Source organism: Acinetobacter uliginosus (assembly GCF_044130295.1).
In the GTDB taxonomy this organism is placed as follows: Bacteria; Pseudomonadota; Gammaproteobacteria; order Pseudomonadales; family Moraxellaceae; genus Acinetobacter.
The window spans coordinates 1-12,716 of record NZ_JBIQOC010000045.1 but is presented as its reverse complement, the minus strand read 5'-3'; the positions used below and the strand labels follow the sequence as shown (position 1 = coordinate 12,716).

The 12,716-nt window shown below is 46.3% G+C and carries 10 protein-coding genes and 4 tRNA genes; 8 read left to right on the top strand and 6 right to left on the bottom strand.

Annotated features, from left to right (window positions below; all coding sequences use genetic code 11):
- Positions 1 to 5: 5 nt before the first annotated feature.
- From ACE01T_RS09765 to ACE01T_RS09730, 8 genes are all read left to right on the top strand, one after another.
- A tRNA-Leu gene (locus ACE01T_RS09765) sits at positions 6 to 90 on the top strand.
- Between the two features lie 46 nt (positions 91 to 136).
- A tRNA-Met gene (locus ACE01T_RS09760) sits at positions 137 to 213 on the top strand.
- A gap of 72 nt (positions 214 to 285) precedes the next feature.
- A tRNA-Met gene (locus ACE01T_RS09755) sits at positions 286 to 362 on the top strand.
- Between the two features lie 92 nt (positions 363 to 454).
- Positions 455 to 531: transfer RNA gene (locus ACE01T_RS09750), tRNA-Met, on the top strand.
- A 211-nt stretch (positions 532 to 742) separates the two neighbouring features.
- Positions 743 to 1,267: a ribosome maturation factor RimP gene (gene rimP / locus ACE01T_RS09745; protein WP_086195210.1), complete on the top strand. Its 525-nt coding sequence runs from the start codon at positions 743 to 745 to the stop codon at positions 1,265 to 1,267.
- A 40-nt stretch (positions 1,268 to 1,307) separates the two neighbouring features.
- On the top strand, positions 1,308 to 2,792 hold the full coding sequence (nusA, locus tag ACE01T_RS09740) for a transcription termination factor NusA (protein WP_349927887.1): 1,485 nt from the start codon (positions 1,308 to 1,310) through the stop codon (positions 2,790 to 2,792).
- Positions 2,793 to 2,802: 10 nt separating this feature from the next.
- Entirely contained in the window at positions 2,803 to 5,508 is a 2,706-nt protein-coding gene (gene infB, locus ACE01T_RS09735) for a translation initiation factor IF-2 (RefSeq protein ID WP_395519184.1), read from the top strand.
- Positions 5,508 to 5,915, top strand: coding sequence for a ribosome-binding factor A (locus ACE01T_RS09730; protein WP_086195213.1), 408 nt, complete (start codon positions 5,508 to 5,510; stop codon positions 5,913 to 5,915). Before infB ends, ACE01T_RS09730 begins: the two co-directional genes overlap by 1 nt.
- Before the next feature lie 121 nt (positions 5,916 to 6,036).
- On the opposite strand, the gene ACE01T_RS09725 is transcribed toward ACE01T_RS09730, so the two are convergent.
- The 6 genes from ACE01T_RS09725 to ACE01T_RS09700 are packed head-to-tail and all read right to left on the bottom strand — an operon-like array spanning position 6,037 to position 12,255.
- On the bottom strand, positions 6,037 to 6,435 hold the full coding sequence (locus ACE01T_RS09725; protein WP_180044584.1) for a Na+/H+ antiporter subunit G: 399 nt from the start codon (positions 6,433 to 6,435) through the stop codon (positions 6,037 to 6,039).
- An 11-nt stretch (positions 6,436 to 6,446) separates the two neighbouring features.
- Positions 6,447 to 6,722, bottom strand: coding sequence for a monovalent cation/H+ antiporter subunit F (locus tag ACE01T_RS09720; RefSeq protein WP_086195215.1), 276 nt, complete (start codon positions 6,720 to 6,722; stop codon positions 6,447 to 6,449).
- The gene (locus ACE01T_RS09715) at positions 6,719 to 7,240 is read right to left on the bottom strand and encodes a Na+/H+ antiporter subunit E (protein WP_395519183.1); all 522 of its coding nucleotides are present in this window, start codon (positions 7,238 to 7,240) and stop codon (positions 6,719 to 6,721) included. Before ACE01T_RS09715 ends, ACE01T_RS09720 begins: the two co-directional genes overlap by 4 nt.
- Before the next feature lie 2 nt (positions 7,241 to 7,242).
- Positions 7,243 to 9,051 (bottom strand): monovalent cation/H+ antiporter subunit D, encoded by a 1,809-nt coding sequence (locus ACE01T_RS09710; protein WP_395519182.1) that lies wholly within the window; start codon positions 9,049 to 9,051, stop codon positions 7,243 to 7,245.
- A complete protein-coding gene (locus ACE01T_RS09705) occupies positions 9,051 to 9,416 on the bottom strand; it encodes a Na+/H+ antiporter subunit C (protein WP_395519181.1) in 366 nt (121 codons plus the stop codon). The genes ACE01T_RS09710 and ACE01T_RS09705 overlap by 1 nt, the downstream gene beginning before the upstream one ends.
- Before the next feature lies 1 nt (position 9,417).
- Positions 9,418 to 12,255 carry a monovalent cation/H+ antiporter subunit A gene (locus tag ACE01T_RS09700; RefSeq protein WP_395519180.1) on the bottom strand — a complete coding sequence of 946 codons (2,838 nt, stop codon included), beginning with the start codon at positions 12,253 to 12,255 and terminating at the stop codon, positions 9,418 to 9,420.
- Positions 12,256 to 12,716: the final 461 nt, after the last annotated feature.

Genomic DNA, 12,716 nt, shown 5'->3' with positions numbered 1-12,716 from the left:
CAGCTGCGGTGGTGGTGGAATTGGTAGACACGCTACCTTGAGGTGGTAGTGCCTTCGGGCGTGGGGGTTCAAGTCCCCCCTTCCGCACCAACTTATAATCCAGAACATAAGTTGGTGTAAGCAGCAAATCTGTTGATGCGGGATGGAGCAGTCTGGTAGCTCGTCGGGCTCATAACCCGAAGGTCGTTGGTTCAAATCCAGCTCCCGCTACCAATCTTATTTTAGATGCAAACTAAAATAAGCACTTTGATAATTTAAGGTGAGATTAATTTTTTGCAATGTTGTTGCGGGATGGAGCAGTCTGGTAGCTCGTCGGGCTCATAACCCGAAGGTCGTTGGTTCAAATCCAGCTCCCGCTACCACTATTTGATTAGGGTGTAACTTAATCAAGCAATCACTGAACAGTTTTTGATTGAAAATGATCAGCAGATTGTATATAATTTTTGCACGTTGATGCGGGATGGAGCAGTCTGGTAGCTCGTCGGGCTCATAACCCGAAGGTCGTTGGTTCAAATCCAGCTCCCGCTACCAAGTTTCTAAAAGGCTCACAAAAAGGTGGGCCTTTTTGCACAGTGGACTTTGGTTTTTCTGTGTAAATAGGGGCGATTACGCCCTTTTTTATTGGCTATCGTGTAGTGTCCGACATTTATTGGTCAAATCGTCATGTTTCACTACTAATATAGTTGAGTTAGTCTGAACCGGTCACCGCGACCATTAAATCGCACCATAATGACGAGAGTAAATGAAGCTATCAAATAAAACTCAAGCACTCCAAGACCTAATCGCTCCTGCAGTGCAAGCATGCAATGTCGATCTTTGGGGAATTGAATTTCTTCCTCAGGGTAAACGTTCTTTATTGCGTATCTATATCGATAAAGCAGATGAAAATAACGAACAACCTGTCATGAATGAAGATGGCGAGCTTGAACAGGGTCGAGGTATAGGCGTACAAGACTGTGTTCGCGTAACACAGCAAGTGGGTGCCATGCTTGATGTACATGATCCAATTTCTGGTGAATATTCACTAGAAGTCTCTTCTCCGGGTTGGGACCGTCCATTTTTCCAGCTTGAACAGATGGCTGGTTATATCGGACAAACCGTTGCGCTACGTCTGATCAGTGCTGTAGATAACCGTCGTAAATTTCAAGCCAAACTGATTGCTGTTGATCTTGAAAATGAACTCATTCAAGTGGAAGTTGAAAAGCAACAAATCCTTGAAATTGATAGTCATAATATCGACAAAGCAAATTTGATTTACCAAGATTAATTTATCCAAATAAATAAGAATCTGAACGAATAGGTGACTTATGGCACGTGAAATTCTTACCGTAGTAGAAACGGTTAGTAACGAAAAAGGTGTACCTCGTGAAGCGATCTTTGAAGCGCTAGAACAAGCGCTTGTTGCTGCGACTAAAAAGAAATTTTATGAGGGCACAAACTCGGAAGAAGCACGTCTACGTGTGGAAATCGATCGTAAAACAGGCGATTACCGTACTTTCCGTCAATGGGAAGTGGTGGCTGATGAAGATCATGAAATGCCGGCATGTCAGGATGCGATTTCGGATGTGGATCCTGCCAAATGGTCTATTGGTGACATTCGTGAACTCGAAGTGGAATCGATCGACTTCGGCCGAATTGCTGCGCAAATTGCAAAACAGGTGATTGTGCAAAAAATTCGTGAAGCTGAACGTGCTCTGGTTGCTGATGCCTATGAATCTAAAGTCGGTGAACTCATCTACGGTGAAGTGAAAAAACAAACCAAAGATGGCTTTATTATTGACTTAGGTGACAATGCTGAAGCATATCTTTCACGTGAAGAAATGATTCCTAAAGAAATTCTTCGCCCGAAACAACGTGTAAACGCCATTTTATATAGCGTGAACCGTGAAGGTCGCGGTGCACAACTGTTATTGTCACGTGCACGTCCTGAAATGCTGATTGCATTGATGAAAAAAGAAATTCCTGAAATTTCTGAAGAAATTATCGAAATTAAAGCAGCTGCACGCCAGCCGGGTGTTCGTGCTAAAATTGCTGTGAAAACCAACGATCACCGTATTGATCCTGTGGGTGCATGTATTGGTATGCGTGGTACACGTATCCAGGCTGTACAGTCAGAACTCAATGGTGAACGTATTGATGTGGTGGTGTGGTCTGATGATCCGGCACAGTACATTGCTAGTGCGCTAGAACCTGCAGATGTATCCAGTATTGTGATTGATGAAGATGTTCACAGTGCAGATATCATTTTTGCGGCGAGCGATCAGTTGGCACGTGCTATTGGTTCACAAGGTCAAAATGTCCGTTTAGCCTCTGAATTGACTGGCTACAAATTGGATATGATGCTTGAAGAGGAATTCTACGCACGTCAACAAAATGAAGCTCAACAATATCTCGACATGTTTGTCACCCGTCTGGATATTGAAGAAGACTTGGCAATGGCTTTGGTTGAAATGGGCTTTACTTCTTTGGAAGAAATTGCTTATGTTCCAGCTGAAACATTTGATGAAATCGAACTGGATGCTGAAACAGTTGAATTATTGCAAAGCCGTGCGAAGGAAATTACCTTGGCTGATGCATTGAAACAACAAGAAAACATTCAAGAACCAAGTGCTGAACTTGTGGCAATGCAAGGGATGACACAGGAAATCGCATATGCCCTTGCGGCTCGCGGTGTGGTGACTGTAGATGATTTAGCTGACCAAGCCACTGACGATATTGAAGATATTGAAGGTTTAGGTACGGAAAAAGCGGGTCAACTTATTATGAAAGCGCGCGAATCATGGTTTAACTAGGAGGAAATATATGACGGACAAGTCGATTAAAGAGTTGGCTCTCAGCGTGGATCGCCCCGTTGAGAAGCTCCTAGAGCAGGTTCGTGACGCAGGTTTACCCCAACGTAAAGCTGAAGATATTATTTCCACTGAACAACAAAATACCCTCGTTAACCATTTGAAGAAAGTTCATGGTCAGGACGATGGGAATGCAGGAAAAATCACGTTGAAACGTAAAACAACCAGTACTGCTAAAGTGGCCAGTACATCAGGTAAGGCGAAAACAATTAATGTAGAAGTTCGTAAGAAGCATACATTTGTTAAGCCAGATCCGGAACAGATTAAAGCTGAAGCTTTAGCGAAGGCACAAGCCGAACAGAATTCGCGTGAAGCTGAGCAAAAGCCAGCAGCGAAAGCTGAAGAACCTAAGCAACAACCTGAATCTAAAGCAAAACAGGCTTTAGAAGCAATGCGTGCAGCAGCGAAGCAAGAAACTGCGAAGCAAGAAGTACCAAAAGCAGCGGTTGTGGTAAAACGTAAGTCAAACAACAAGCCGATTGTAAAACAGCCGGTTAAAGTGACTGAAACACCTGAACAGAAGAAAGCGCGTGAAGCACAAGCTGCACAGTTAAAAGCAGTTGAAGAAGCGGCACGTCGTAAATCGGCTGAAGAAGCACAACAACGCACGCTTGAACAAATGCGTCAAATGGCTTCCAAGTATTCTTCTGAAGATGCCACGGCAACAATTCGTGTGATTGATGATTCTCCACTGGCTGCCGGTCTGGTTGGTCAGGCTTATGAAGATTCTTTTGCGAAAGAAGACCGTGAAATTAAACGTGGTGGCAATACCACCAATGCGCGTGCACCGAAAAAAGGTGGCCGTCGTGGCGAAGAGCAATCTTTCCGTGATAACTCGCATAAACGCGGTTTAAAATCAAGTCAGGCGAACAAGCATGGCTTTGAAAAACCAGTTAAAAAACAAATTTATGATGTTGAAATCGGCTCAACCATCATCGTAGCTGACTTAGCTGCGAAAATGGCAGTGAAGGTGCGTGAAGTTATCAAGGCACTCATGAAAATGGGTGAGTTAGTGACTCAGAATCAGGCGATTGATCAAGAGATTGCAGCGCTGGTTGTTGAAGAAATGGGTCATAACCCAGTTCTAGTTTCTGATACTCAGGCTGAAGACAACTTGCTTGAAGCGGCTGAAGAAGCGCGTGGTGCTCAAACCACTCGTGCTCCTGTCGTAACCATCATGGGTCACGTTGACCATGGTAAAACATCGCTGCTTGACCGTATCCGTCGTACCAAAGTGGCTGCAGGCGAAGCGGGTGGTATTACCCAGCATATTGGTGCTTATCACGTGAAAACGGATAAAGGCATTATCACTTTCTTGGATACCCCGGGACACGCAGCGTTTACCGCAATGCGTTCACGTGGTGCGAAAGCGACTGATATCGTGGTGCTGGTTGTTGCAGCGGATGATGGTGTAATGCCACAAACTGCGGAAGCGATTGACCATGCACGTGCTGCTGGTACGCCAATCATTGTTGCAATTAACAAGATGGATAAAGAGTCTGCCGATCCTGACCGTGTATTGAACGAATTGACCACGAAACAGATCGTACCTGAACAATGGGGCGGTGATGTACCGGTTGCCATGGTTTCAGCACACTCAGGTCAAGGTATTGATGAACTTCTAGACCTGATTTTAATTCAAGCAGAATTGCTTGAATTAAAAGCATCTGAAGAAGGTGCTGCTCAAGGTGTGGTCATTGAAGCACGTGTAGACAACAGCCGTGGTGCGGTAACGTCTATCTTGGTTCAAAACGGTACATTGAATGTAGGTGATCTTGTCCTTGCAGGTTCATCTTACGGTCGCGTTCGTGCGATGGTGGATGAAAATGGTCAACGTATCAAATCTGCAGGTCCATCAATTCCTGTAGAGATTTTGGGTCTTCCGGAAGCACCAATGGCCGGTGACGAAGTTCTTGTTGTGAATGACGAGAAAAAAGCACGTGAAGTTGCCGATGCGCGTATGGATCGTGAACGTCAAAAACGTCTTGAACGTCAATCTGCAATGCGTCTTGAGAACATCATGGCATCGATGGGCAAGAAAGATGTGCCTATCGTGAACGTTGTACTCAAAACTGACGTGCGCGGTACTTTGGAAGCATTACACGTGGCACTTGCCGAACTGGCAACTGATGAAGTGAAAGTACGTATTATTGGTTCAGGTGTCGGTGCAATCACTGAGTCTGACGTAACGCTGGCTGAATCTTCTGAAGCGGTATTGCTTGGCTTTAACGTTCGTGCCGACAATACTGCGCGTCAAAAAGCCGATGAAGACGGTATCGACATTCGTTACTACAGCATCATCTATCAATTGATTGATGACGTGAAAGCAGCAATGAGCGGTAAACTTGCTCCTGAACACCGTGAAACAATTCTGGGTGTGGCTGAAGTGCGTGAAGTGTTCCACTCAAGCAAATTCGGTGCAGCAGCAGGTTGTATGGTACTTGAAGGTGTATTGCACCGTAATAAACCAATCCGTATTCTTCGTGATGACGTGGTGGTGTTCCAGGGTGAGCTTGAATCTCTTCGTCGCTATAAAGAAGTGGTGGAAGAAGTTCGTGCCGGTATGGAATGTGGTCTTGCAGTGAAAGGCTATAAAGACATCAAAGCACAAGACAAGATCGAAGTGTATGATGTTCAATTGATTAAACGGAGTCTTTAATGGCGGGTAGTCAACGTCTGAAGCGTATGGCAGATTCAGTTCAGCGCGAGTTGTCTGAACTGATTCGCCAAGAGCTGAAAGATCCACGCCTGGGTGGTCTGGTGACCATCTCTGCGGTGAAAGTTAGCCCAGATTTAGGATATGCCGAAGTTTATGTGACCGTGATGGGGCGTGAGCTGGGCGATGAGCAAAGTGAAGCGGCAAACAAGGAAACGTTAGATGTCTTGAATAAGGCATCTGGTTTCCTGCGCCACGAACTCAGTCGTCGTATCAAGACACGTATAACGCCTCGCTTGCGTTTCCATTACGACAAAACCAACGCATATGGTAACTATATGTTTGGTCTGATTGCAGAAGCAGTGAAGGATTTACCTCCAGCTGATGATGCAAAAAAAGATGATGAATAATCGCTAAAAAGAAAAGCCACCTTCGGGTGGCTTTTTTGTGGCGGAAAATTCTGCTCAGAAGAATAAATCTGTGTAAAACGGTATAAAATTTTAAGTTAAGTTTAGAATAACAAGAACGGTTTCAGCTGACATCATTATGTGAATCATTTTCTGTTTTGGGATTGCGACGCCGGGTACGTTGCCAGGGCAAGGGGCGTTCAAGTGCTTCAGGTACTTCACCACTGGTTGAGCGTAAACGTAAATGTAGTGCTGCCTGTGCCATAAGATTTGCAGACACAGGCGCAGTAATAAATGCCAGCAAAGTCAATAACAGTTCGGCAAAACCAAAGCGTCCCTGAAAGGCTGAAAAGATCATGGCAGCAATCAGGAAACTGCCCAGACCCAAGGTACTGGATTTGGTCGGCGCATGCAGGCGCATAAATAAATCGGGCAGACGAACCATCCCAATGCCGCCCACCAGCATGAAGAATGAGCCAATCAACAAAAAAATTGAGACCAGGATTTCCATGAGAAGTTGCATTGCTGTTGCTCCTAATCGACCACATGGCCAGTGGTAAAGTAGCGTGCCAGCGCTGCGGTAGACACAAATCCAAGCATGGCAACCAATAAGGCACCTTCAAATAAGGAGGTGCTTGCCCAGTAGATGCCCAGAATGACTACCAGACAGGTCGCATTCAGAAACAGGGTATCCAGTGCTAAAAGCCGGTCCACGATGGAAGGGCCGATTACCATACGGATCAGGCAAAGAAACATGGAAATGGTGATTGCGACCATACACAGACCAAGTGCATAAGGCAAAATACTCATGAATCTTCTCCTAATTCCACATCAAAAATTTCGATCAGTGCTTTTTCATAACGATTTTTAATTTCGATAATATCGATCTCGGCATTATCAGTACTCAGGGCGTGAACCAGAATATCACCACGATCGTGATCGATCCCTGCGGTCACGGTACCCGGCGTGGTGGTAATAATCAGGGCCAGTAAAACATTGACCTGTTCATGCTGGGTTTCCAGAGGTACACGAAACCATTTCGGATGCAGTTTATAGGTGGGACCAAGCACCTGTTTGGCTACTTTAATATTACAAACAATAATGTCCCATAACACCACAAAGAATAATTTTATGGCCAGAATCCAGTGAATATTTGGGGTGTTGCCAATAAACGGTTTGACTAGATATGGAATGGCAATGCCCAGCAATAAAGCCATCAGCAAGGTTGCCAGATCCAGACTATGCGCCAGCATGATCCAGCTTAAGGCCACAATCACGGAGACGAAGGGATGCGGCAGCCAGCGGTCCAAAAACGATGTTTTTTGCATGTTTAAGGCTCCATAGGCTTGAGTTTGGCATCATCCGGATCAGCAGCTTGCTGGTCTTGCTGCTGCCTGATCTGGCGTTGTTTATATTCTGAAATGTGCTCACCTTCTAAAGTCTTTTTCGAGATGATATACGGAATCAGATGCGCATTCGGATCGACGGTTTCACCGCCATATTTGGTTTCAGGTAAATTTTCAGGATTATAGGGCTGTACGCTAATCACCTGATTCAGGTCATCCCGGTGCAAAATGACATCTTCATACACAGCATTATTCTGGATCTGTTCAGCCGTTTTAAACATGTATTGCTGAATCGGATTTGCGCAAACCATATAGAGTACCAAGCCTGACAACAGCAGATAAATGGTTTTGTCATTGCGTATCGGGGCATGATTGGGTATGGCTTGATATGCTTTAAATGCTTCGGTTTCCGCTTGATCTTCAGGTTTGCTGGCACGCCAGAACAGAATGAATCCCACCCGGGTAAAGGCAATAATGCTGAGTAAACTCACTAGCAGCACCACCGCAATAATTACACCTTGATAAGGGGAATGCGAAGTCGCCTGCAAGATAAAAACCTTGCCTAAAAAGCCGCTAAAAGGCGGTAAACCCGCCATCATCAAGGCAATGAAAAAGTAGGTGAGGGACACTGCTTTGTGCTGTTTCATTTTCGGAGCGATGTTGAAATGATCTTTGAATGTACCGCGCTGTGAGGTAATCCAGCCACAGAGCAGATAAAACGCAGCGCCAATAAGGGTACTGTGCACCAGATAATACAGTCCTGCAGCCCAGGCCAATGTATTAAATAATGAAATGGCAATCAGCAGCGTGCCAATCGAAGATAAAATCATAAAGCCGACAAAACGGCGTAAACGCTCCGCGCCAATGGCACCAATCACACCATAAATCGAGGTGACCAAACCGATCGGAAGTAACCAGTTTGCCAGAATATCCTGACTGAAATCATCATCAAAAATCGTGCCATTGACTCTGAGAATGGCATAGATGCCCACTTTGGTCATAATGGTGAAAATGGCAGCCACCGGAGTGGTAGCTACGGCATAGGTTTTTGGTAGCCAAAACCCGACTGGCAACATGGCAGCCTTGATGCCAAAAACCACAAATAACAATAATCCGCCTGCAGCTGCCAAGATATGCTGGTCTCGTTCTAACAGCGGAATTAAACGTGCAACATCGGTCATGTTTAAACTGCCGACGCTGCCGTAGATCATGCCCAGACCAATCAGGAACAGCGCAGAAGCCAGCAGGTTGATGGTGACGTAGTGAACGCCGAGTTGAAAACGGGCCTTGCCTTGTCCGTGTAGCAGCAGGACATAAGAAGCCATCAACAGGATTTCAAAGAATACGAATAAATTAAATAAATCTCCGGTCAGGAACGCACCGCATAGGCCCATGAGCAAAAAATGGAACATGGCATGGAAATAACGCCCTTGAGTATCCCATGCGTGACTGGCAAACCATAAAATAGGGGTTGCCAAGGCATAGGTCAGTACCAGCATCAGTGCGGAAAGCTGATCCAGAACCAGCACAATACCAAAGGGTGCAGCCCATTCACTGAGGGTGTAGGTACTGATTTGTCCGCTGCTGGCGAAGATTAAATATACGATGGCAGTGCCTAAGCCTAGGATTGAAGAAACATAACTGATGCCACGACGCCAAGGCTGCCGCCAGTCATGGGCTAATGAACCTTTGCCGGGATTGCCCAAAAGCACCAGTAAAAAACCGGTAAATGCCGGAATTAAAATGCTGAATATTGGGGTGTGTTCAGTCCAGAACTGGATGATGGCATTCATTAAGGCTCATCCTCACGCGGGTCAATCGGGTTGATTTCTTCTTTTGAGTCGACATGGTCGGTACCGCTTTCATAACGGCTGCGTAAAGCCAGCTGGACAATAAAGGCCGTGGTGGCAAAGCCAATCACAATGGCCGTCAAGACCAGAGCCTGAGGTAGAGGATCGGTCACTTTGCTGGTTTCCGTGAGGACAGCGGGTGCATTGACCTGAATCCGGCCCATGGCAAACAGGAACAGATTGACCGCATAGCCAATCATGGCCAGTCCTAAAACCACGGGAAAAGTACGTGCACGCAAGATCAGGTAAATTCCCGTGGCAACCAGTAAACCAATGGCAGAGGCAAGTAAAAACTCTAGACTGATCATTTTATTCCCCCTTCAATACTGGACCAGACATGCTGGAGTGGCGTGAGTCACCCAGGACGGAAATCATCAACATGGTGGCACCCACGACGGTGACATAGACACCGACATCAAATAATGCAGCGGATGCCAAATGGATATCACCTAACAGGGGCGGAGTGATATGAACATGGGCACTGGTCAGGAATGGACGTCCCCAGAACCAGGCAGCGAGTCCGGTCAGTCCTGCAATGCTTAGACCTGAACCAATCCAGATTTCATATAAGCGGCCGGATTTGGCTCTGAGCATCTGTTCAGCCTGGTCTTGTCCTAAGGCAATGTACTGGATCACCAGGGCCAAAGCGGTAATCAGGCCGGCAATAAAACCACCGCCGGGCAGATTATGGCCACGCAGGAAGATATACAGGCTCACCACCAGCGCTAGAGGTAATACCCAGGATGCGGTAATACGGAACATCAGCGGAGAGGGATTAAAGCGGTAGGTCAGGCCCTGGGTAATGGTGGTGCCGTGAGCACGCATGCCATCCATTAAACACAGTGCGCCAATCGCAGCGATGCCCAATACGGTAATTTCCCCAAAGGTATCGAAACCACGGAAGTCGACCAGAATTACGTTAACCACATTGGAACCGCCACCGAGTGGTAGTGACTGCTGCAGAAAGAACCATGAAATCGAGTTGTGGTCACGGGTCAGCATCAGCCAGCTAATCCAGCCGATGCCCAGACCACCGCCAATGGCAATCAGGGCATCGCGCCAGCGCCGTGAAACACTGGATTCATAAGGGGTAAGCTGTGGCAGCAGGGAAAGGCTCATCAGCAGCAATACTGTCGTGACCACATCGACCGTAATTTGGGTGAGGGCCAGATCGGGTGCAGATAAGGTCACAAACACCAGAGTCACGACAAGTCCGACCGCACCGCTAATCAGCACAGCCTTGATCCGTTCATGGTGAAACCACAGCATCATCCAGCAGGCTGAGAACAACAGCAGCCACAACACAATGGCAAGCGCGGGAGCATGGACAAGTTCACGTGTGCCTGTGCTCAGGCCTTGATTGATAAAGGGAATGCTCAGCAAAGCGCCACTGAACAGCACAATCCACATCAGATAGCTTTGCAGTGAACCATTTTCAGTTTGCCGTTTGAACTTGCGTGAACTCAGTAACAGATGTTTTAAAAATAAATCGAACAGCACTCTGCCCTGGAATTTGCCCAAGATAGGATCAAGATCAATTTCCCGGATGCGACCGCCTTTGGCCAAAGAAAAATAGAAAATTACCCCACCCAAGAGTGCAACAATACTCATCAGCAAAGGCAGGTTAAACCCATGCCAGATGGCCAAATGGCTACCGGCAAAGTCCGGCATTTGAGTGCTGGCACGTGCAGTGGAATTGACAATATTTTCCACCAGCAGCGCAGGTACAAGGCCGACCAGAATACATAAAACCGCCAGCAGTATTGCGGGTACACGCATGCCCAGCGGCGGCTCATGTGCTTGTCTGTTCGGGACCCCTGCGCCAATCGGACCATCGAAAAATACCCCATGCACTAAACGCACCGAGTAAGCCACTGCGAAAATCCCGGCCAGCGTTGCCAGAATGGCAGAAACAATGAGCACGGGACCTGAAAGACTGGCCAGAAGTTCGGTAAAGAACATTTCCTTCGACAGGAAGCCATTGGTCAGTGGCACACCGGCCATAGAGGCGGCGGTGATCATGGTCAGGGTGGCAGTAAAGGGCAGGAGTTGCCAGATCCCACTAAGCTTACGCAAATCGCGGGTTCCGGCTTCATGGTCAATGATCCCGGCGATCATGAATAAAGCCGCTTTAAAGGTGGCATGATTAATAATATGGAAAATGGCAGCAGCAATTGCCAGTGGTGAACCTAAGCCCAGTAAGCACACAATCAGGCCTAAATGACTGATGGTGGAATAAGCCAATAAGCCTTTTAAGTCTTCCTTGAAAATGGCAAAGAAGGCAGCCAAACATAAGGTGAACAAGCCCACGAAAGTCACGATATTGTGATACAGCGCTGCACCGACAAAAATTGGCGTAAAACGTGCCAGCAGGAAAATTCCGGCTTTGACCATGGTGGCAGAGTGCAAATAGGCCGAAACCGGCGTCGGAGCTGCCATGGCATTCGGCAGCCAGAAGTGAAATGGAAACTGTGCACTTTTAGTAAAGGCACCCAGTAAAATCAGCAGCAAGCTTGGAACAAATAGCGAGTGACTTTGAATTTGATCCTTCATCGTCAAAATCTGGTCAATCTGATAGGTTCCGGTGATTTGGCCGAGCAGAATGAAACCGCCCAGCATTGCCAGACCACCCATGCCGGTAATGGTGAGCGCCATACGTGAACCGCGCTGAGCCGCTTCGTAATTGCTCCAGTAAGCGACCAGCAGAAAGGAGGAAATACTGGTCAGTTCCCAAAAAATAAGAAGTAAAATTAAATTGTTAGAAAGTGATATCCCGAGCATGGAGGCCATGAACAGCATCAGCAGAAGATAGAGTTTGCTCAGAGAATTTCTAGGATTTAAATAATAATAGGCATAAATATAAATGAGCGTTCCGATCCCGCTAATCAGCAAGCAAAACAACAGGCCTAAGGCATCCAGACGAAAGCTTAAGTCAATGCCTAACTGGGGTAACCAGGCCCAGCTTTGTGTTATTGTTCCGCCATTAAACACATCTTTGGCTTGCAGCAGTAACAGGGTCAGACTACTCAGGCTGACCCCTAAGGCGGCTAAAACCGTTAGCCCGCGTGAAAATTTCAGCCACGAGACAAGGGTTGTGCCTAGTACTAACGGTAGCAAAATAATAATCGGTAGCACACTCATATCCAAAGTCGTGAGTTAGGCTATAAACACCTAAGCGTGAATCTTATCTTCCAAGGATTACAGGAATGCAAAGCACAATCCAAACTTCTCAATCTTGAAAGCCGGTTTGAGTTAAAAAATGAAAAACAAGCTGTGTTGCGCAACCTGTAAAAAAGTCATAGTAGAATCGGATTTTACTATTAAACTTTAAATATACATGATCTTATTGCATGAGTAAAACAACATCAATTATTTTTGCGCGCACACTCGGGTTTGTTGACATTTCATAAATACTTGCCTGACTTATTATACGCCCCTGCATGCTTGAGGGGCGTAGCGTGTTTAGCCAGATGCAATGCTAAACAGGATTTTTTAAAGAGATACCTTTGTACACGACAAAAAAAGATAACTCATTGAAATAATGGCATAATACTTGTTTTCTGACGACGAATATGATGACACATTTCAATGAGTTACATCTCATCTTA